The organism is Candidatus Omnitrophota bacterium (assembly GCA_028717245.1).
In the GTDB taxonomy this organism is placed as follows: Bacteria; Omnitrophota; Gorgyraeia; order Gygaellales; family Profunditerraquicolaceae; genus JAGUYA01.
In genome coordinates, this window is record JAQUOD010000001.1 from 225,198 (window position 1) to 246,467 (window position 21,270).

17 protein-coding genes are annotated in these 21,270 nt (G+C 36.4%); 1 reads left to right on the plus strand and 16 read right to left on the minus strand.

Annotated elements, in window-relative coordinates:
- Positions 1 to 6: 6 nt before the first annotated feature.
- From PHV44_01235 to PHV44_01280, 10 genes are all read right to left on the minus strand, one after another.
- Complete coding sequence (locus tag PHV44_01235; protein ID MDD5591906.1) at positions 7 to 1,800, minus strand: glycosyltransferase family 39 protein; 1,794 nt, start codon at positions 1,798 to 1,800, stop codon at positions 7 to 9.
- Between the two features lie 27 nt (positions 1,801 to 1,827).
- Positions 1,828 to 2,751 (minus strand): methyltransferase domain-containing protein, encoded by a 924-nt coding sequence (locus PHV44_01240; GenBank protein MDD5591907.1) that lies wholly within the window; start codon positions 2,749 to 2,751, stop codon positions 1,828 to 1,830.
- A gap of 6 nt (positions 2,752 to 2,757) precedes the next feature.
- Positions 2,758 to 4,242: a radical SAM protein gene (locus PHV44_01245; protein MDD5591908.1), complete on the minus strand. Its 1,485-nt coding sequence runs from the start codon at positions 4,240 to 4,242 to the stop codon at positions 2,758 to 2,760.
- Positions 4,239 to 5,753, minus strand: a complete 1,515-nt coding sequence (locus PHV44_01250) for a cobalamin-dependent protein (protein MDD5591909.1) — start codon at positions 5,751 to 5,753, stop codon at positions 4,239 to 4,241. The genes PHV44_01245 and PHV44_01250 overlap by 4 nt, the downstream gene beginning before the upstream one ends.
- Before the next feature lie 163 nt (positions 5,754 to 5,916).
- Positions 5,917 to 6,969: a hypothetical protein gene (locus tag PHV44_01255; protein MDD5591910.1), complete on the minus strand. Its 1,053-nt coding sequence runs from the start codon at positions 6,967 to 6,969 to the stop codon at positions 5,917 to 5,919.
- A 46-nt stretch (positions 6,970 to 7,015) separates the two neighbouring features.
- On the minus strand, positions 7,016 to 8,146 hold the full coding sequence (locus PHV44_01260) for a glycosyltransferase (protein MDD5591911.1): 1,131 nt from the start codon (positions 8,144 to 8,146) through the stop codon (positions 7,016 to 7,018).
- 65 nt (positions 8,147 to 8,211) lie between these two features.
- A complete protein-coding gene (locus PHV44_01265) occupies positions 8,212 to 9,690 on the minus strand; it encodes a radical SAM protein (GenBank protein MDD5591912.1) in 1,479 nt (492 codons plus the stop codon).
- 3 nt (positions 9,691 to 9,693) lie between these two features.
- Positions 9,694 to 10,692, minus strand: a complete 999-nt coding sequence (locus PHV44_01270; protein ID MDD5591913.1) for a glycosyltransferase family 2 protein — start codon at positions 10,690 to 10,692, stop codon at positions 9,694 to 9,696.
- A gap of 64 nt (positions 10,693 to 10,756) precedes the next feature.
- Positions 10,757 to 12,202 carry a radical SAM protein gene (locus tag PHV44_01275; protein MDD5591914.1) on the minus strand — a complete coding sequence of 482 codons (1,446 nt, stop codon included), beginning with the start codon at positions 12,200 to 12,202 and terminating at the stop codon, positions 10,757 to 10,759.
- Positions 12,181 to 12,828, minus strand: a complete 648-nt coding sequence (locus PHV44_01280) for a hypothetical protein (protein ID MDD5591915.1) — start codon at positions 12,826 to 12,828, stop codon at positions 12,181 to 12,183. The genes PHV44_01275 and PHV44_01280 overlap by 22 nt, the downstream gene beginning before the upstream one ends.
- Before the next feature lie 235 nt (positions 12,829 to 13,063).
- Here PHV44_01280 and PHV44_01285 point away from each other — a divergent pair, with 235 nt between their 5' ends.
- On the plus strand, positions 13,064 to 13,333 hold the full coding sequence (locus tag PHV44_01285; GenBank protein ID MDD5591916.1) for a hypothetical protein: 270 nt from the start codon (positions 13,064 to 13,066) through the stop codon (positions 13,331 to 13,333).
- Between the two features lie 207 nt (positions 13,334 to 13,540).
- Here PHV44_01285 and PHV44_01290 read toward each other — a convergent pair whose 3' ends face one another.
- The 6 genes from PHV44_01290 to PHV44_01315 form a co-directional block, all read right to left on the minus strand.
- Positions 13,541 to 15,301, minus strand: coding sequence for a hypothetical protein (locus PHV44_01290; protein ID MDD5591917.1), 1,761 nt, complete (start codon positions 15,299 to 15,301; stop codon positions 13,541 to 13,543).
- A complete protein-coding gene (locus PHV44_01295) occupies positions 15,294 to 16,235 on the minus strand; it encodes a glycosyltransferase family 2 protein (protein MDD5591918.1) in 942 nt (313 codons plus the stop codon). The genes PHV44_01290 and PHV44_01295 overlap by 8 nt, the downstream gene beginning before the upstream one ends.
- A 25-nt stretch (positions 16,236 to 16,260) precedes the next feature.
- Entirely contained in the window at positions 16,261 to 17,280 is a 1,020-nt protein-coding gene (locus PHV44_01300) for an NAD(P)-dependent oxidoreductase (protein MDD5591919.1), read from the minus strand.
- Complete coding sequence (locus tag PHV44_01305; GenBank protein MDD5591920.1) at positions 17,267 to 18,574, minus strand: radical SAM protein; 1,308 nt, start codon at positions 18,572 to 18,574, stop codon at positions 17,267 to 17,269. Before PHV44_01305 ends, PHV44_01300 begins: the two co-directional genes overlap by 14 nt.
- Positions 18,575 to 18,577: 3 nt before the next feature.
- On the minus strand, positions 18,578 to 19,780 hold the full coding sequence (locus tag PHV44_01310; GenBank protein ID MDD5591921.1) for a transglutaminase-like domain-containing protein: 1,203 nt from the start codon (positions 19,778 to 19,780) through the stop codon (positions 18,578 to 18,580).
- Between the two features lie 88 nt (positions 19,781 to 19,868).
- The gene (locus tag PHV44_01315) at positions 19,869 to 21,200 is read right to left on the minus strand and encodes an oligosaccharide flippase family protein (GenBank protein ID MDD5591922.1); all 1,332 of its coding nucleotides are present in this window, start codon (positions 21,198 to 21,200) and stop codon (positions 19,869 to 19,871) included.
- Between the last annotated feature and the right edge of the window lie 70 nt (positions 21,201 to 21,270).

The window sequence follows — 21,270 nt, forward strand, 5'->3', positions numbered from 1 at the left end:
AACTTTTTAACCTATAAGGGTTACCTTTTTACGTGAATTTATAAGGCCCCAAAAATAAGATATGCCAACTGCGCCGATTGTATATATAAACGGGATTGAACTCTCCCTGAACCTGGGGACCTGTTGTGCAAATACAATCCCATACACGAAAACATTATAAAAAAGCGGTAAAAAAAATGGGCTAGAGAATATTTTATGATTCCTTATTAAAATTATCAAACCAGTTAAAAAGAAAAGGCTTGTATAAAATTCTAAATTTGAAGGAAAGCGCGCCGGTATTTTAGCGTTATTTACCATATAAATTGGATCAAAATAACCAAATTGATATACTTCAAAATATGCGATTACCCTTAAAGGCAATAATTCAATTAATAACCGTAAAAACGCAAATGGATGGCGGATAATTACAGCAACGCTTTTTTCCATGCCGGCTACAAAGGGATCCACTCCCATAGCAATTAACCGCCTATTTGAAATATTTGTAAATGGCGGGTACGTCCTTTCTGCGGTCCAAACGCCGGAAATCCTTACCGTCGACAACTTTAATGAATTGGCTGTTATTTTAAATGTTCCGACTACTACCAGACAGGCAAGGATGCTTATGACTAAAATTTCTATAATTCGGTTTAATAATTTTACCTTTCTGAAAAATAAGAACCAGACGGCAAGAAAAAGAAAGAAATACGCATAAACCGAACGAACGAGAACTAAAATACCCAGAAACAATCCCGCCATAATTATCATCTTCCGTCTCTTTTGTTGCTCCTCACACCTGTTTATCTTAACCATAAGGAAAACCAAAAAAATAAGCGTAGGAAGCGAAATGACCTCGTGGCCATATACCGTAGACAAGAAGATAAGCGGCTCATTCATAGAAGTTATTAAAGATGCGATTAAACCGGCCCTTTTTGAAAATTCTATTTCGCCGATCAAAAAAAGAAGAACAGGAATTAAGGAACCTAAGAGGGCTTGGAATAAAGTAGCTATATAGAAGTTTCTACCGAATATTGAATAGATAACCCCTAAAAATATCCCATAGACATAATCCCAGTGTCCCCATAACGGTATTTCTCCGCGAAACAGGCTAGAAAAATCTTTCATCAAACGCTTCCCTATATCGTCGTAAGTCGGACCGTCATCGCTGGCCTGGGTAAAGCTATGACCGGTAGAATAATCGTCTCCGGTCTTTAAGATTATGTTGACTGCAAAGGCGTACCTGATAATAAAGGCAAAGATGAATATAGTTAATATAAGCAACCTTTTATTTGTATAAAACCGTTTAAGAATATTCGCAAGGAAAGAAATCGTTATCCACCTTGTAAGTAATAAACCGACTGCTAAAGCGGAAATAATCAAACAGGATTCAAAATAATGCGCTTGAAACAAAAATAAAACAGAAAGGCTGACAGGCGCCAAAAGAAGCGGAATGTTGTTAAATTTACTTGCTCCTAATAGGGCTAAAAATATTGAAAACAGGAAGGCAATCATTAAGATATAGCATACATAGATAGCCGATAATAGCGAACCGCCGGACAATTGAGACAAGAGATTTCCTAACAAAAAATAAAGATGGAGGGGAAGGCCGATAGCGAAACAATCGTAAAGAAACGTCTTTATGCTTTTATCTTCTTTGAATATACGGGCCCTGATTAATAAATAGGCTATCGCTGTTAACCAGTAGTAAATGGGGATTGAAATATTCCGGTAGATACTCGGTAAAAAGAACTTATCAGAAAGCGGGGTATTTACAATGACAAGGGACAATAAAAGATAAATAATACTAACGATTAAGAAAAACATTTTTTGCAATTTTGTAATCATTTTGAATCAAAATTGTTTTTTTGCGCAGGTATATATCATATGGCAGAACGGTCTGTATTGCAATAATTTATTGCAAAACTCTATTAAGCGGGGGTTACTTAAAAAATTTATCGGCCTGTAAAGATGGAATACCCCGCTTTCTAAGACTTGTAATTTGTTTGATTCCATAATTCCGTTCAACTGCCTAAGGGTAAATAATTTTTCATATCCAAATAACATGTGTTTTCCTCTTAGAATGCGCATATGAATAATCTCAAAAATATTCTTTAAGAAAATGACGTTAGGGATTCCGCCCCATAATTGTCCATAGGTCATGGTGCTGAAAGAAAAGGCTGGTACAGTTTGATAAGTTATGCCTCCAGAGACCAAGCAGCGCTGCTGCTCTCTAACAGCCTTTCGCGTGTCAAGAATATGTTCTATCACGCCGCTTCCGAATATAAAATCAAAGATATTATCCTTAAAAGGCATGCTGGTAATATCCCCGCATACAGCAGTTAATTCAAGGCCTTTTTGTCTAAAACGCTTCTTAGCATAAAGTAATGCATCAAATGAAATATCTATTCCGAAAGTATCGTATCCTCTCTTGGCCGCTTCCATAGCTATAAAACCCGCGCCAACCCCAATTTCTAAAAAAGCCCCTCTACCCGTTAAAAACTTAGCAATATATTTAAGGATATCCCGAGTATAATAATTATCGTAATAAGAAGTATCTTTAGACAGGTTTTCGAAGACATTGTATTGGTTCCATTTCTGATGGGAAAATTTATTTTGATGCCCCGGTATATTTTCCGGCAAAAGCATGGGGATCCCTTCTATAATACTGAATTCTCGCCCGCAAAGCCTGCAAACAATAAGATTATCGCTTTTTATATGCAGCACCCCGCGGTCATCAGGACAGGCCAAAATATTAATCAGTTTTGTTAATTCCATATTAAATCAGGGGACCTTTTTTTTAGAGAAAATATACTTGAAGAGATTAAAAAATTTAAAATCTCTAATTTTTATTACGTTGAGCAGGATAAAAACGGCATTAATGAATTCCTTACCGGGCATCTTCTTTAATAAAGCCATGCGAGGTATTGCACGCTCTGCCAGTTTCTGGTTTAGGGTAATAAGGTTAAAGAGAATCTGGCATAAAAAATAATCATCCACGTTCTTTTTTACCATACCCCTGTATGACATGCTTATAAATCCTACTTCTCCGTTTTCTATTTTTCTAATTTCACTTTCGGTAATTTCTTTACTACTTAAGGCATAATCGATAATTTTAGTCCTGGGGAAATAAGTTAACCAAAAAGAATTTATCCTATCGGGTTTTATCCTTAAATATAATTTTAAGGATTCTAACATATCCTGCGGTGTTTCGGTAGGCGAGCCGAAAATATTATCCACCGATAAAAGTATCCCGTATTTTTTTATTAACTCGGAAACCTCTATAATTTTTTCAAGGCTTTCTTTTCTTTCAAGGATATCATTCCTTATCCTGCCTGAACCCGATTGAATCCCCATCGTAACCATCAGGCAACCGGATTCTTTTAACAGCCTTACGATATCGGGTTTTACGGAAAGGGCGTGCACGCAGCACCAGTAGGGAATATTAATTTCTCTTTTATAGCGTTCGGCAAATTTCTCAAACCAGCCGTCTTTATTAAAAATAAAAACATCATCTCCAAAAAATATTTTTTTTGCAATACCTCTTTTCTTAAATACCTTTAACTCTTCTATTACGTTTTCAACGCTGCGTCTCCTCACATGCATCTTTTCGAAATTATATACTGACTGAAACATGCTGTTAGTGCAATAAGCACAATTATAAGTGCACCCCCTTGAAGTCATTGTCAAATATGCCTCTTCCCACTGCGGGACCTTATCATAAAAAAGCTGTTTATCAAAAAAGGGGTAACTATCCAAATCTTTTATATAGGGTCTTATAGGATTGATAATGGTTTTCCCGTCTTTTTTTATCACGGTATTTTGTATGTTTTCGGGGATATCCTTTTTATCCCACCTGTTTGCAATTTCTAATAACGCGTCCTCGCCTTCTCCGACGACAACAATATCTACGCAGTCATTATTTATTACTATCTCCTTACAAGCTGTAGCGTGGGGCCCGCCGAATACAACTAAAGTCTGGAAATGTTTCTTTATCTCTTTTGCTATGCTAACAGCCCACTGATAATTTCCGGTAAAAATTGAAAAAGCGACTATATCGGGTTTATCGTTTATTATTTTCTGCAATACCTTCTTTTTTATCCTGGGGTCAAAAAAGCTGGCTAACCTTTTATTATTTAAAAAGGCATAGCCGCTAAAGATCCCGGGGTCAAATGCAAGGTCAACTTTATGATTATTTTTCTTTAACCAGCTGGAAAGCGCCTCTATGCCTAAATGCTCCGTCCCGTTTTGTACAAACATTATATTCATGGTATCGTCTTGGCTGATAAAACATATCTGATAAGATAGAAGAATTTAAAATCGCGGTTTCTTAATGTGATTAATAACTCAAAGAACCTTTTAAAATAAGATTTACACGGTAGCATTTTAGCAGTTTTTTTTATGATAGACAATTTCCCCTTACGGGATGTTTTAAAAAAGGCCAGCATGGTATAAAGTAATTCATAATACTTGTAAGTATCCTTATTGGTTAATACCGAACCGCCGTCACTCATGCGCACAGGCAATTTACCTTCTTCTATCCCTTCCACGAACTTACTATCTATATTTCCATCCTTAAGCGCGATATTTATAATGCTTGTTCTGGGGTAATACGTAATCCAATACGTATTTAACCTGTCCGGCTTTATCGCCGTAAGGATATCGGAAGTCTTTTCTAAATCTTCAATGGTTTCCTTAGGCGCTCCCAATATCACATCCAGCGATAATTTTATACCTTCTGCTTTGAGATAACCAGAAGCATTCAATATGTCCTGGTTAGTTTCATTTCGTCCCATTACAACACTTCTGATCCGCTCAGAACCTGACTGCATACCCATATTTCCCATCCAGCATCCGCCGTATTTTAATACTCTCGCCACTTGTTGGGTAATTGTCCTGGGGTGCACAAAACACCAAAAGGGGATATTGACTTCTCTTTTATAGCGATACATTAATTCTTCGAGCCGCTTTTTATCAAGGGTAAAGACATCGTCTTCAAAAAAAACAGCTTTTATATTCTTATCGTTTTTCAGGTTTCTTAATTCTGAAATAACATTTTCTACGGAGCGCAGGCGGATATGCCTCACTACGCCTTCATACCTAGATTGGACAGCATCATTTATGCAATAAGAACACCTAAAAGGACATCCCCTGCTCGTCATCACGAGATAACATTCTTTTAATTGCGGGACTTTTTCGTAAAAAAGATTTTTATCAGGAAACGGCAAGACATCTAAATTGTAGATATACTCCCTGACCCTATTTGTAATAATATTCCCGTTCTTTTTGAAAGCAAGATTGCTGATATTATCAAAAGACAGGCCATTTGATTTACAATCCAGGAATTCGGATAGGGCATATTCTCCCTCACCCACTATTGCGTAGTCAAAACACTCATTGCTAAGTACTCTTTCAACTGCCGTTGTTGCGTGCGGCCCTCCGCATACTATATCCGCAGAAGAGATGTTTTTTATGTTTTTGGCCATATCAATTGCCCATAATAAATTGTTCGTATAAAGAGAAAAACCTATGACATCGGGCTGATAGGATTTAATATTTTCCAATATTTTTCTTTTTATTATCTCGGAACTCTTCTGGTGAAGACGGTTTATGAGTCTGTCTGCTTTTTTATTCATAGCGCTTATAGCTTCGAAAATATCGGCTTTCATAAGCCAGGGGTCAAAAGAAAGTCTGACCTCATGCCCCTTCGCCTTTAAGAAACTGGATAAATACTCTATCCCTAAGTTCTCCGACATGTTGTGGATAAACAGTATCTTCATACCGCCTGCTTCTAGTGTTTTGTTAAAAAATATTTTTAGTTTAGATTATTTAAAAAACAGCACTAAGGAGCTAAAGGATACTTTCTACTTTGCTGTAACATTATACAACATTAAATCGGAACGCCTAAAGAAAAAATTATAAAATTAACAAAGCTGTGTCTCCTTACCATTGGCTTTTTGTTAAATCCTTAATGGCATCGGAAAGTATCCGCGCTTCTATGGCATACCCTTCCATTGTAAGATGCCCTCTATCAATAAAATATTTCTTAACCTCATCCTTTTTAAAATCCATCCTATCAAAAAACGGCATAGGAACAAAGAAGACCATTCCTGGATATTTTTTTTCAAACCTCTTGAATATGATAGCTCCTTTATTATGTACATTCGGGTTATTAGGTGCCGCGGTCCATGTCTGGGCATCTAATAGCATGGGTTCATTAACAAGAATAATGCTTATTCCCCTTTTTTCGGCTATTTGACAAATTTTATCTAAATAAACACACAACGATTGAAAGGGGCCTGTTAGTTCGTTATACTCTAAAAATAAAAGAACCCTATAGGATAAAAAGGCAAAAACAGACCTCTTCACAAACCCCCTTATGAACCTGTTATCGATGGTTTCCACGAGGAGCCCATTCTCATATTGTTCTATGCTGTTCCAAAAGGTATTAATTACGAGCATATCTGGATTTATTTTCTTGATAAATTCGCGGTCTCTCAACAAATTATAGATATGCTGGATGTTAAAAGCTTCCATACCGCCATTTATAACCGTATACTTCTGCTGTCTCTTTTTGATGCCTTTATTCAGAAAACTATCCATCATCTCTGGGTATGGTATTCTAACACTATAGTCATGGGTAGAATGGCCATAAGTAGATGAACCTCCGAGGCACAATATACGTATCTTTCTTTCAAAGCCGCTTCCTCTAAAACCGAGGCTATTTAACTTGATATTGTTCAACCCTTCACGTAAAGTTTTAATTTCCGGATTAAATGTATAATAGCCATTTCTTATAAGAAAGTTCCCTCGTACGAATTGCTTATTATTATTTTTTTCATATGGCAAGTCCTTTCTTATACGGCTAACCTCCTTTTGAGACATAAGATAAGAGGTTTTGCCTCTTTTTATAAAATAAATAAGCCTTGTTCCTATCTCTATACTGAATATAACTAATAATAATGCTGTTATAAAAAAAATTATTTTTTTAACCATACCTTAATATTCTCCTTTTCTTAATAACGTGCTAAGTAATAAAAAATTAACAGCTTAACTTTTTGTAGATGTCTCGGTATCTTGCTACTCCCATCTCAAGGGAAAGATATTTCTTTGCCACGTCCCTACATCTTTGTCTTAGCTTATCTTCTTCACTAAAAAGAGCCGTCAGTTCTTTTGTTGCCCTCTCGTACTCTCTAGAAGAAAAATCGTTAATAACTACTCCTGCCTTTTCTTCCAAGACAATCTCATCACAATCTCCGATGCCCGCGTTAATAATAACCGGCAATCCGCAAGAAAGAGACTCTCCAAACTTAATCGGTAAGAAACTGTATTGTTTATAGGTATTCATAAAAAATACGCTTGCCTTTGCATCGGATAATAAGGCCGGGATTTCCTTTGGGTTAACCTTCCTGATCGTTATATTAGATTCATCTATCGCTTTCTTTCTTATTGCCGCATAAATATGCGCGGGCTCGCTTTCTGTGATAAATGTAAACTTTAAGGGTATAATTTCTTTGGAGGCAACGACAAAAAAATCAAGCATCTTATCGATAAGATACCACGTCTCTATCTTCCCTAGGAAAACCAGGTTAAATTTATTTTCTGCCCTCGGCGCATATAGCCTATAATCGAATTTATCCGTATCTACGCAGCAGGGAATTACGTTCATCTTAGACAATACGCCGTTTGTATCGTTTAACGTACCAAAATCCTGTGAGTCTATGATTGCTTTTGCATGCCTATTTGTTTCTATCGTAAAGGAATCGGACCGTCTGATTAACATATCTTCGCATAACCGCATTACTTTGTAAGTAAGGCCTTTTTTATCGAGTAACCCTCCGCACACATATTTATCCGCCAAGAGGCCACGGGTATCAAATAAAATCTTTATACGGAATATCTTAGCTGGCAAAAAGGCAATCAACGCGGCAATGAACCCCCTGGCATGCAGAAGTTTTATTTTATCTTTCTTGATGATGAACGCAACAATTAAAATCCCGAAAGCTATATCGTAAAATGTAGCCAAGTGCCTGGGTTTATTATGGTAAGCCAGGTGCTTCCACCTTAGCGGCATGTCTAATTCTGATATAAGCTTTATCGAATCGGCTAATTTTTCTTTCGGCTCAAAAGTTAAGAGCGAATATCTTATGCCCTCCCGCGACAATCCTCTCATATAAGGAAACCCCTGCGACTCCATAATTGGGTTAGACGCAGCATGGTACGCTATAAATAAAGTATTCATGCGTTCCCCATTTTTTTTATTTTTTGCAGTTTTATCATGGCTTTCACCGCCCTTGTCAAGACGCTCTTAAATTGAGTAGCTAAGATATAAAACAATCTCACCGGATGACAGATATTATCTCTCAAGAAATGTTTCAAATTTATCGGAAGGATTATCTTAAGTTTGGCGTTAAAATATAATTTCTCAAAACGGTAAGGAGACATATACGCGTAATTAAAACAGGGTGTTTCGGGATTACCGATGTCGTCCCAGTTGGAAAGCAGCCTCCCTTCATCTTTTAACTTCTTATATATTTGCGTCCCGGGTAAGGGCATGAAAAGGTTAAGCGACACATTATTGGGGCGGGTTTGTTTTATAAAAGATAGGGTCTTATTGAAGTCTTCTTCGGTTTCACCGGGGTATCCGACTATAAAATTCCCCTGGAAACGCAGACCGCTTTTTTTCGTAAATATAGCAACCTCTTTATTTCTCTCGACACTTGCCTTTTTATTCATTAAATCAAGCACGCGCTGCGAGCCAGATTCAAACCCATATTCTACATGTACGCAACCCGCGTTTTTCATTAAAACCAAAAGTTCAGGAGTTGCAACGCCGGTACTTATCTGGGCCATCCAAACGATTTTTTTATGTATATCTCGCTCCATAAAAAGCGCCGCCATCTCCTCTACCCGTTTTTTACTGCTTAGAAACATATCTTCCGCAAAATAAACCGCCTCGATAAAATACTTCCCTATCAATTCCTCTATCTCTGCAACGACTCTCTGGGGAGAATGATATCTTACCTTGTGCTGGCCTATCAGGGGGCCTGCGCAATAATGGCAATTATAGGGACAGCCCCTTGCCGTAAATATATGGGTTGTCCGCAGGGAAAGGTTCCTGCTTATAAACCTGCTTGGGCGGGTATAATATCTCATATCCAGCAAATCCCGAGCGGGAAACGGCAAACTGTCCAGCGATTCTATCAAGGGCCTATCATACGTAGATTCTATAGACCCGTCTGGCTTTTTGTAGGTCAGGTTTGCGATAGAATCCGTAGGTATAGAATTCGCAATATCAAGCATCGCCATTTCGCCCTCACCCCTGACTAGCATGTCTATGCCAGGGCACATCCGAAGCGTAGTAACGGGCTCTCCGGCGCAATGCGGCCCGCCTATTACAATAATAATTCCGGGGTTTTTCCTTTTTATTTCTCTAGAAAAAGAGTCCACATCAGAGACATTAGGGGTGGTGGCGCTAAAACCTACGATATGCGTGCCGAAATTCTCTATAAGATCAAGCGTAACTCTGTCGCACAGAGAAAAATCGAATTTATTCTTACGCAAGATTAAATCCCTATCCAGGATCTGGACTGCGTGCCCGTTCTTTATCAGTACTGACGCGATATAGGCAAGCCCCAACGGCGGCCAGTATTGCTTATTTTCATCGACCCTGCTTCTGCTCTTTGACAAAAGAGGGTATATAAGCGTTATGTTCATTTTTTAGCTGTTTATAGCCTTTCTTTTTGCGGCATCTGTTAAAAAACAATAAGATAACCCCTGCATTGCTCCGAAAAATATAAATAACGAAGAAACCAGATGAAAGTATATAGATAGTAAAGTGAACAACAACCCCTTTTTCTTTACAATAAATACCAAAAATTTAAAAATAACGGTTAGGTATAAGAGTAAGGCGCAAATAAAAAAAAGAATGAATTTAGGCGCCAGAAACGCAATAATCCCTGAGATAACGACAAATGTGCCTAAAACATACGACATGCCACCAGAAAAAGTAGAAGTATAATCATCAAATTTTTTCCTATATAAAAAAATAATACACCATTTCTTGGCCCTTCTATAATTTTCAGGAACTAATTTCCAAAAACCGTTACAATGCACCTTTACCTCAAACCTCGGTTCATAATGGATCTTAGCCACCAATTTTTCAAGCCGCGCAGTAAATTCGTATTCCTCTTTTAAGGCCCCTCTCATATTTGCATCCCACCCGCCTGCCTTCCAAAAAACATCTTTTCTGATAGCCCCATACGCTCCCGTAAAAAGGCTCGTATAACGCCCTTTGGGCATATGGAAGGCTTTATATAATCCCCAATAGTCTCTATAAAGGCTTGGATTTGCCGGGGTGCTGCTTAAGGTACCGCTGACGGCAATAACATCATGATTTCTAAATTTTTCGGATAGGATACTTATAAAATCAGATTGCGCTATCAGATCCGAATCAATGAATATTAAAATATCGTTCTTTGCTAGGCGCGCACCTAGATTTCTGGCATTTGCCACACCATTGTTTGTTTCGGAACGCAGATACTTTATAAATACAAAATTCCTGCATACCGATTCAATAGAATTGTCTTTTGAGCCGTCATCTACAACAATAGTTTCATGCTTGTTAATATCTAAACAATGCTTTTGAATAGACGCTAAAAGAAGTTCTAATTCTTTAGAATTATTGTAGGCAGGCAGTATAATAGAAAAGACAGGCATTTTTAACTTTTCAAAAATACGCTTGAAATTAACCCAGATACAGTTTTATTAATTTGTTTCAGCGTCATTTTCTCCCCATCGCTTTATTAAATATTATACCGATTATAAACCTAAGGCCGTCAAAATAACGTTTCAATTCATTAAAGTTTTTTAATCTTTTTAAATGTTTCATAAAATAAGCCGGCCTGAAATAAAACTTGAAATATGCCTTTCTCATAACTGCTTCCAGTTCATCTCTATCGCGATAACCATGGGGAACGTACGTAGCCTTAGTCAATCCTCTATATTCGAAAACAGAACCCATATCTAAAGCGAAATCATACAGTTTTGTACCTTTAAAAGGGAAAGCTAAATTGAATTGTGCATACGTTAAATCAAGTTCAATCGCAAGGTCTATAGTTTTATTTGCTTTCTGAGGAGTTTCGCCCGGAAGACCCAATATAAAAGAGCCGCGGGTATCTATTCCTGCCCTGTGTGCCCATTTCACAGCATCCTTGATTTGTTGTATAGTAATTCCTTTCTCTATGATATCTAATAAATCCTGATTCCCTGATTCAAGTCCATAAAAAATAGAATAGCATCCGGCCTTGGCCACAATCTCGAGTATTTCAGGGTCAACCAAATCCGCCTTAGCGCCGCAATTCCAGGTAATATCGATATTTTCCCTTATTATCGCTTCGCAAAATTCTTTTACCCATTGCCTGTTTAAAATAAATATGCTATCGAGGAATTGAATTTCTCTCATTCCATAGCTATTCACAAGTATTTTAATTTCTTCAATAACTCTTTTGATAGAATGCCTTCTGAAAGGTTGGCCCAGCATGCCCCCCGTGTAACAAAAAGCACACTTTCTATAGGCGCAGCCACGCGCCGTAATTACTGTTGCCGAAGGAAGCCTTTTATAAGAATTCGGCAGCGGGCAGTAAAGGGTATTATCGTATAATTCCCATGCGGGCATAGGGATATCATCGAGCGGCCCTTTCGATACCCTGGGCCCATTGTCAATAATTTCGTCTTTATCCCTGAATATCAAACCTTTAATATTTGACAGCTCCTTACCTGCATTTAACCTATCGCATAATTCAACTATTGTCTCTTCGCCCTCACCCACAACCGCTAAGTCAATTGCTTTTTCTTCGAGCAAAACTTCTTTACCAAAATCTGTGACATGGGGCCCCCCAAATACAATTAAAACATTAGATAGTTTTCTAATTTTTCTGGCTAACCGGAAAGCCTCATGAGATGAGGCAGTCATACAGGAAATACCTATCAAATCAGGGGAATCTTTAAGCACTAATTCTATAAATTCTTCTTCATTAATACCCATAGAAGTGCCATCAAGCAGCTTTATTTGATTAAAACCATTCGCCTTTAATGAAGAGGCAAGATAGCCTATCCCTAAAGGCGGCAAATTCCCTCTTTTAATTTTTGAACTCGACGCGTATGCGGACCTAATTAAATCAAAGGGCGGAGTTACCAGGCTAATTTTCATTCTGGAATAATGCGGCATGCACACCTCCCGAATATAAATTTGCTAATCCCGATGGCTGCAAACATAAGGCAAAAAGGAGTCACCCAATCTTTATGCCTTAACAAAGCTCCGACATTTCCTTCAGTCAGAGCTAAAACCGAATAAAATATCCCGATGAATAATATTATGAATACGGTTTCTTTTCTCTTAAATTTTATAGACCAAATCATGCCATAAATAATACAAGGCATTATCCCCCACCAAAAAACTGCTTGCGGATAAATCATAAGCTGCGAAACCGAATTGACACTCCAAAAAAAAGGTGAAAATAATACGTATATTAAGCCCTTACAATACGAAATGAAGAAACTCGCCCATCTTATCTCTCTTATGCTATTTTTTACGTAATAAGGCCCGACCTTTTTGATATCAGTATAATAAATATCCTTTGGCAATATTAGATGATTGTAGAAATTAAAATAAAATGTTTTAAATACCTTATGGGGATAAAGTTGATATCTTGAGCTCTTTTCGTTCCCTGCCCTATATTGAAGGGCTTGACGCTCGGCCATTTCATACAACTTACGTCCGACGGCCTTCTGGTTGGTAAAAAATACACAACTGGCTATCAAGATAAATATTAGAGCTAATATTTCTTTTTTCATAAACTTGCTTAATTTTGTAAATATGTACCGCCCGCTATAAATTACTATTAATATAACTGCGGCGTTATTTTGTATATAAAAGAGGGCTATGCTCAAAACAACAATATTAACCAAATATAAAAAACTAAATCTCTTCTGATTCTCTATATAATAATAAAAGATACAAGCTATTATTAGCATAATAAGAGGCTCTTTTATTGCAACCGAGGACCATATAACCATAGATGGCAAAAAAGTGACTAAAATAGCTGATATTTTTGCAACTCTTTTGTTATCAAAAATTGTTTTTGCTAATAAAAAAATGGCCACCGGTAACAAAGCGCCTACAAAAGAATTAAAATATTTTATTAAAAGTAAAGACGGGCCAAATACGAATATTAATATTGATTCTAGTATTGAAAATAGGTTTATTCCAAATAAACGCTGCTCTAGTTCAGGGGTATCCTTGAAGATATTCTTTGAATACATGCTTCCCGCGATAGCCATATTGACCGCCTTCTTATAATATACGCTTTCATCACCGCTAAAGAATCCGGCGTTTCCTCCATACAAGCTGGATAAAAAGATAACAGTTGCACAAATTATTCTCATGCTTAGTGCAACAGTAAAAATAATAATTAAAAACCTGCTGTCTTCTTTAAAGCGGCGCCTGATATAAAAAACAGCAAAAAGTACGGTAGCAATTAAGAAAAAGGCTTTCGACATGTTTATATCAGATGAGATTAAAAACCGTATAGTGGGTATCTTGATAAGCCACTATTAAATTATTAACGTATTTACTTGCTAATTTAGACGCAATTTTATTTTTAACTAAAATATAATCAATCTTGTATTTTCTGACCATATCAACAGGGTTACCTTTCTCCAATACATTATATTCATTTCTTATTATTTTATAATAACCTTCTGAGGGCGAATATATCCAATTATTGGGATCTGCGGATTTATAAAATTGTTTTAGCATATTAATATAGTTCTCGATATCATCTCTACTATAGCCTAAAAATATAAGCGATGCTAATATCCGGTAGGTTGTTTCTTCTTTGGATATCAGCATACATGCCGGCTCAGCTATATAGCTAAAATTATTCGTATAAGTTAATAAAAACCGATAATTTGTCAAATGGCTGCTAAAGTCTTGATAAGGGTCGGTAAGAACCACGCTGCTTTTATTAGTATTTTCCCGAAGCCATTTATATACATCTGCGATTTTTTGTTTTTCTAAAAAATATTCTTTATTTATACGGTAGTAATTATCCTGCTGCAGAAAAGCTAGAATAATAAAAACTGACACTGCTATGGCGGATAGCGCTGTTTTACAGAGCTCATTATTGAGAAAATTGTAGCGGATAAGCTTAAGTTTCCCGATACCATCCAATATCAGCTTTGCCGACACGATTATCGATATTATGAGAAATGTTTTATTGGTATAAAATGACCATTGCTGAAGCATGATTTTACCTGTAACTACTTGTTGGTTTAGACATATGATCCCGCCAATAAGAAAAGAGGCGATAAAAAATCTTGATTTATGTTTAAAAGTTACAAGTAAAATACTTATAAATACAGCGGGTATCGTATAAGGGGCGTATAAGAAAATTTTATGGGAATCGGCCATCATATAATTTTTTTGCAAATACCCATAGGCAGGATTATTTATTACTTTAAAAACCGATATCAAATATGGTATTGCTATAATAATGGAAATCGCATAAATGTAAATTACATTTAATGCGCCTCTTTTTTCTTTTATCAAGAAAAATGAAAAAAATAACACCCCTAATCCAGCATAAATAAATGTCCAATAGTACACATTGCAATAAAACAACAAGCCCAAAGTTATTCCGGCTATCGCTATATTATTTTTATTTGCCGAAAGATTTGTTGCCCGGTTTGTATAAACAAGGGCTATAAAAAACGGGATGTAGTAAAACTGGGGGGATAAAGGCCTTAAAAACCAAAGTGGTTTAGCATAATTACCTGCAATAAAGACCTCTTTTAATATATGCGCATTTGTCGTAAAAATATTATAGCCCAGCATAATAGCAAAACTACAAATAATGCTTAATCTGACAGATTTAGACAGCTGATATGAAAAAGTAAATATCAGAAAACTCAGTATTATATTTAGAATAGCGCTCGCCAGGATATCTAGATTAACAACGCTTATTTCAAACATCTTGCCTATATTGCCGACAATAAACTCTCCTATGAATGGTCTGAACCACGGGTCATTTTGATGTTCAAAGCAGTAGATATCAGATAAATTAACTGATCCCTTATAAATTCCATTAAGTCTTGAGAGATACCAAAGTTCTTCCGATGTCCCTGTAAACCCTATCCCTTTATAGTGCTTACCGGATTCAAGAATAAACCTAAGGTCGGGATAGATATAGATCATTCCTATAATCGTGAGCAGGATAACTAACAAAAGCGCCTTACGCGTATGCTTGTATTTATTGCGGTTATTCATATATTTGGTTCTCAAATCCAATAATCTCTTTAACTATATATAGGGGCCTATTTTTAGTCTCATCTAAAATTCTGCCGATATACTCCCCAATAATTCCGATTGTTATTAGCTGGATACCCGTAACAAGAAGAATCAGTGCGATAATTGATGACCATCCGCGAAGCTGGATGCCAACGGTTAATTTTAAGAAAATAATTACTAGGATGCCGATAAAACTTATAAAAGAGAAAAAAATTCCCAAAAAACTGGCAATTTTTAAGGGTATCTTGGAAAAAGAAATATAAGAATCAAAGGCCAATTTAATCAATTTGGCAAAGGAAACCCGTGGGTTCTTATCATATCTCTTACCTCTCTCGGTTTCCAAACCCATCTGTTTCAAACCTACCCACGCCCTTAATCCCGGCAGATATCGGTTTTTTTCGGGTATCCTTCTTATTATATTGACAACCTTCCTATCCATTAAACCGAAAATTCCGCTGGCATCCGGCATTGCAATATCGGAAATTATGGTATTAAGCTTATGGTATAGAGCAAAGAGCGTTCTTTTTATAACCCCTACCTTGCGCTTTTTCCTAATCGCATATACCACATCGTAGCCATTTTTCCAATATTCCAGAAAGTCATAAATTTTTTCAGGAGGGTCTTCCATATCTGCATCCATCAATATCACCGCATCTCCTCTTGCAAAGTCAATCCCCGCTGATAATGCGTTCTGATGCCCGAAATTCCTGGAGAAATCGACTATTTTAACCCTAGGATCAGATTTGTGTATATTTAATAATTTTTCCAAAGACCCATCGTAACTTCCGTCATTAACAAAAATTAATTCAAAGGTTTCTTCTCTCTTATTGATGACTCCGCAAACCGCTTTATAAAGAATATCTAACCCCTTCTCTTCGTTAAATACCGGTATTACTAAAGAAATAACTCGCATATTTAACTACCTCCTTGAATATAGTCTATGTGCCTTGGGCCTGAGAAAGATACCATTCGGCCATTCTCTTAATACCCTCTCGTAAATTAAATGTAGGATTGTAGCCAAAAGACTTTTTTGCTTTGCTAATATCGTAAATATGATTATCTTTAAAAAATCTTACTCTATGAGGAGTTAATAAAGCCAGTGATTTGGGCTTAAGATAATCCGGAATAACTTCAAGAAGGCGTGATAATATGTAGACCGGATAATATGGCACTGATTTAGGGCAAGGTTTACCGAAAACTTCGGCTATCGTCTCGAATACTTCGCTTAGTCTACAAGCATTCTCTGAGCACATATTAAATATCTGGCCTAAACAATTTTCATTACCGATAACCATTTTTATACCGTTAACAACGTCATCAATATACGTTAAATGAACTAAAGACTTCCCCTTACCGATGATTTTCATTCTTCCGGAATAAATCATTTCCATAACATTAGTCCAGCCATAGACCATCCCCGGTCCATATAGCTGCCCTAACCGCAGTATTGTCAGTGGTACCCTATCCGAATATTTCAAAACAACCTTTTCTGCCTCTACTTTTGACCATTCATATAAAGAAAGGTTATTCCCGTAGCCATGGTTTTCATTTACTGGTATACCGTCTCTGCGGCCGTATACCCCGACCGTAGAGATATGTATAAATTGCCTTACTACATCTTTATTAAGGCAAGAGCTAATCAGGTTTTTGGTGCCCCTGACATTAGTTTCAAAAAAATCATTTTTAGAAGCGCGGTCTCTATCGCTCATTAATGCAGCAGAGTGAATTACGATATTTATATTTTTTAAAGCTGAATCTAAAGATGCCTTATTTTGTAAATCACCATAAATAATTCTAATTTTTTTATTATGTAAATACCGCAGATTACTGTTTTTTCTAACCAAAATAGTTACGCAATAATCCTCTGCGCAAAGGGCAGCTGCAAGATGCCCGCCGACAAACCCGCTTGCTCCGGTAATCAAAACATTTTTATTCCCGGTACAATCAATTCCAGACATCTCTAATCACCCGTTTGATAAACTTTAAAGCCCAGGCAGGCCTGTAATAGTAACTCACGAAAGCTCTTTCTTTTAATTCCAATAACCGTTCCTTCGTAAAATTCTTATGCCTGATGACCGGCGTATAGCAATTAAATTTCTCCCAATCCTTTTCTTCAAGCCGGTCTTTTATGCTTTCGAAATATTTTGTCCCCGGAAAGGGGGTAAAAATAAAAAACTGCGCCACATGCGTATTGAGTTTTTTTGCATATCCAACGGTCTTGGCAATACTTTCCTCCGTATCATCCGGTAAACCTAAAATGTAAAATACTGTAACCCTGACGCCTTTTTTCTCGCAGTATCTTATAATCTTTTCCTGGTGTTCCATAGAAATGGCTTTTCTCGTCGCTTTTTCTAAAACATCGCTATCCGCAGACTCGATACCGACATTTATCACTCTCAAACCGGATGCATACAAGATATCGATAAGTTTTTCGTCTAATAAGTCCAACCTTGTTTCGCAGGCCCATTTTATTTTATAATTTCTCCGCATCATGCCTTCGGTAATTTCTACGGTTCTTTTTTTGTTAAGAGAAAAAATCGGGTCTCTGAATAACATGCCTTTTATTTTAAACCTATCGACCAGATACCCTATTTCTTCCAATACATTTTCGGAACTTCTTTCCCTGAACGTATAATTAACCAGATAAGGGCAATAACTGCATGCAAAAGAACAGCCCCGGCTTGATAAAATCGGCAGAAACGGGACTTCTTTTAAAGCCGGGACATATGAGTATGCGGAAATATTAAAAATATCCCATTTAGGAAAAGGAAGCGTATCAAGGTCTTTTACGGGATTACTTTTCACGAACCCCTGCGGTATACACTTATCAGTAATTTTTGCGGCTATCTCTTCGGGTTCCCCCCCTATTACAAAATCAGAATATTTCAAAAAAAGCTCAGGCATCGCAGAGGAAAATGGACCAAAAAAACCTACCTTGATCCCCTTTCTTCTGATTTCGCGTGCCCAGTTGATTTCATGCTTATAGTCAACCATGGAAGAAGGAATTATCACCATATCGGAATCGGGCACCTCATTGATTAAATGTTCTACACGGTGCCCATTATTATAAAAAATTGAAGCGAGATATCCCAACGACATAATAGGTAAACTCTCACCCCATTTTTTTACCCTGTTAATCAGATTTGCCCTGAAGGAATTCCCAACATTAAAAGCCCAGCCATATCCGCCCATAAAATCCTTATTAATACACTCTTTTTTGTCCGTCTTTATTTCCAGCAGAGCTATTTTCATTGATTATTCTAAAAATAAACTGATAAAACTGTTTACTCCCTTGACGCCAAACTTATTAACGGAAGTAACTTTGAATGCATTTTTGCCTTTATGCAATACCCACCCGATAGAATTACTCTCCGTTGTTTCTTTTTGTTTTTCATCAACACTGACAATGTAATGAGAAAAATTTGGCGTGAAGGTATTTAAAAAAATATTAAATCCGAAATTGCCACCCTTTGTTCTTTCAAGGCCAATCGTAGTCACGTTTAATGGAAAATAGATATCTTTTTGTTCATTTGTTATAGCTGCTCTGCCCTTTGAGCCAATCCACGTGATGCTATTCGTTACCATATTTCCTTTTGGATGTAATTTTGGATATTTATTCGTAAACCAATCATTTCTCATCCGGACAGAGAACCCGCCTGCGTAGTAATCCATGGTTTTATGACGATAGTTCTTAATTGAAATCCCTACAAGTTCATGCTCTCCGAACTTAATACATATATCTTCTGGTTTATAGTTTCCCTCTATAACGCAAATTTCACCGATTTGATTACCATTGAAGGAATCAAACAAATCCAAACAATTCAATGGGATTGCCTGTCTTTCAAAATGAATATTGAAAGTAGGGTCCATAATAACCCATTTCTTGTACTCGTTAGACCATATTTCTGCGATCACATGGCCCTTACCTAGGGCCACGTATCTTGCCTGGTAGCCCAGGCTTAATGCGCATTGAATAAACACAACAGCGTATTCACTGCACCAAAATTTCCCCCCCCTTTTGGCTTTTCTTAATATATCGATAGCGTCATAATCACGCGATAGCTTGCCCGGATAGCCATATTCCCATTGCCTCCGTACCCAATCCTGTAATATTTCAAATTTGGCTAATTCGTTTCTACCAGGCTCCACCAATTTTTCCAGGGCATATTCGTTTCTGAGGATTTCAAGCTTAGGTTCCGAAAAAAGCTGATAGTCGAACTTATACTTATAATTATTCTCTAAAGAATAATTATAATATTCTTCTATTCTTATGTTTTTTTCAATTTTTAGATATTGTAATAATTTATCTTCCGTATCAATTAAGCCGCTGCTTCTTTTTGTATCCTTAAAGCCAAAAACAATTTTTGAATAGTTTTTATTCAAGGCATAGAAATAAAAAAGATAGTAACTTATAAAGACCGAGATTTTTAAAAAACATTTTCTTAAATTACCGGCCATGGAATAATTTAGGTACCCGTAATTATTAAATCAAACTGCTCGTTAAACCTTATTTATTATTCAAATAGGGTTGATCAATAACAACCGGCTATTCTCGCATCTTCATTATATCACAAGCGTTTCGATCCCTTAGCCTTTTGATGGGCATATGCGATAAGATATATCTTATATCTAAGCTTGTAATAAAAAATATGCTTTTTAAGTTTTCGCCAGAATACCTTAAAAATGTTAATACAAATATAAAACCACAAATTAAATATGATATAAGGGTACCGAAAGAGGCGCCCTGAACACCAAATTTCGGTATTAAAACAAGGGATAATAAAGTTTTTATTATTGTTGTTACAAATAGGATCACGGTGACTACCTCGGGTTTTCCTCGTGAATAAAAATATGAAAAATAAAGATAATAAAAAGACAGAAAGAAAAAACCCGGCAACATAATCCGCATTAGATACGCAGAAGAAGCGTACTGGATGCCATAAATAAACACCATGATCTCGCGTGAAAACAAAAACAGTAATAATGTTATAATACTCATCATCAAAAAGAAAAACCGCAGCAACTGAACCGTTTTTTTATTGCTATCTATATGGCTCATACTTGCCAGCTTTGGAAAGAGCACTACCCCAATAGCTTCCGGGATAAAAAAAAGCATCTCTCCAAACCCAACTGAAACCGAATAAAAACCAACGTCTCTAATATTTGAAAACATGTTAAGTATATAATAATCTATTTTAAATATCGCCATCAATAAAAGCGGGCCCAAGAAACCGCGAATGCCATAGTTAAATAATTTCTGTATAAAGTTAATATCGAAATTAATTTTAATCTTTACTTTTTTAGAAATAACATATACATACCACAAACTCATAAAAACTTCAGTAAATAGAATAGAAGATATCGCGCCCTTAATACCCCATTTAAAAATTATTACCAAAATAAAAAAACTTATTAAGGTCACTATTGCAGACGCTATTTTAAAAGTATTGAATTGCTTGATCTTATTAAGCCCAAGGATAGCAGTTATCGATAATTTATTAAAAAGCATAAATGGGATTGTTAAGATTGAAATTTCAATAAGAGAAGTATCTATATTCCTGAGAAGAGTGGATTTCAAAAATCTGCTTGAAAAGAAAAGTAGCAACGTTATAGAAACTCCGCTTATCAAAGTAAATGAAATAATATTTGGGTATACTTTCTTCAAGCTTTCATTCTTACTTAAACTATAAACAATAGCGTTATCAATTCCGCACATACCCAACAAAACCGAAATTGAGATTGTCTGTATTAAAAGCGAGTATGCCCCCTTGGCCTCGGGTCCAAAAAATCTTGCTACATATACTGAAATAATAATTGCGCAAATAAACACAAATATTCTCGTTAAAAGCGTTATGGTACTACTCTTCAGGAAATTCATCTTAAATCTATCGTAATTTTATTTATTGAGAGGCCGCAATTTCACACTCAAATTGTTTTTCTATTTTTTT

Excerpts from the sequence above, each read along its gene's own strand:
- PHV44_01235 (MDD5591906.1), bottom strand. The coding sequence starts at position 1,800 with ATGTTTTTCTTAATCGTTAGTATTATTTATCTTTTATTGTCCCTTGTC.
- PHV44_01240 (MDD5591907.1), bottom strand. The coding sequence starts at position 2,751 with ATGGAATTAACAAAACTGATTAATATTTTGGCCTGTCCTGATGACCGC.
- PHV44_01245 (MDD5591908.1), bottom strand. The coding sequence starts at position 4,242 with ATGAATATAATGTTTGTACAAAACGGGACGGAGCATTTAGGCATAGAG.
- PHV44_01250 (MDD5591909.1), bottom strand. The coding sequence starts at position 5,753 with ATGAAGATACTGTTTATCCACAACATGTCGGAGAACTTAGGGATAGAG.
- PHV44_01255 (MDD5591910.1), bottom strand. The coding sequence starts at position 6,969 with ATGGTTAAAAAAATAATTTTTTTTATAACAGCATTATTATTAGTTATA.
- PHV44_01260 (MDD5591911.1), bottom strand. The coding sequence starts at position 8,146 with ATGAGAGGATTGTCGCGGGAGGGCATAAGATATTCGCTCTTAACTTTT.
- PHV44_01265 (MDD5591912.1), bottom strand. The coding sequence starts at position 9,690 with ATGAACATAACGCTTATATACCCTCTTTTGTCAAAGAGCAGAAGCAGG.
- PHV44_01270 (MDD5591913.1), bottom strand. The coding sequence starts at position 10,692 with ATGCCTGTCTTTTCTATTATACTGCCTGCCTACAATAATTCTAAAGAA.
- PHV44_01275 (MDD5591914.1), bottom strand. The coding sequence starts at position 12,202 with ATGCCGCATTATTCCAGAATGAAAATTAGCCTGGTAACTCCGCCCTTT.
- PHV44_01280 (MDD5591915.1), bottom strand. The coding sequence starts at position 12,828 with ATGAAAAAAGAAATATTAGCTCTAATATTTATCTTGATAGCCAGTTGT.
- PHV44_01290 (MDD5591917.1), bottom strand. The coding sequence starts at position 15,301 with ATGAATAACCGCAATAAATACAAGCATACGCGTAAGGCGCTTTTGTTA.
- PHV44_01295 (MDD5591918.1), bottom strand. The coding sequence starts at position 16,235 with ATGCGAGTTATTTCTTTAGTAATACCGGTATTTAACGAAGAGAAGGGG.
- PHV44_01300 (MDD5591919.1), bottom strand. The coding sequence starts at position 17,280 with ATGTCTGGAATTGATTGTACCGGGAATAAAAATGTTTTGATTACCGGA.
- PHV44_01305 (MDD5591920.1), bottom strand. The coding sequence starts at position 18,574 with ATGAAAATAGCTCTGCTGGAAATAAAGACGGACAAAAAAGAGTGTATT.
- PHV44_01310 (MDD5591921.1), bottom strand. The coding sequence starts at position 19,780 with ATGGCCGGTAATTTAAGAAAATGTTTTTTAAAAATCTCGGTCTTTATA.
- PHV44_01315 (MDD5591922.1), bottom strand. The coding sequence starts at position 21,200 with ATGAATTTCCTGAAGAGTAGTACCATAACGCTTTTAACGAGAATATTT.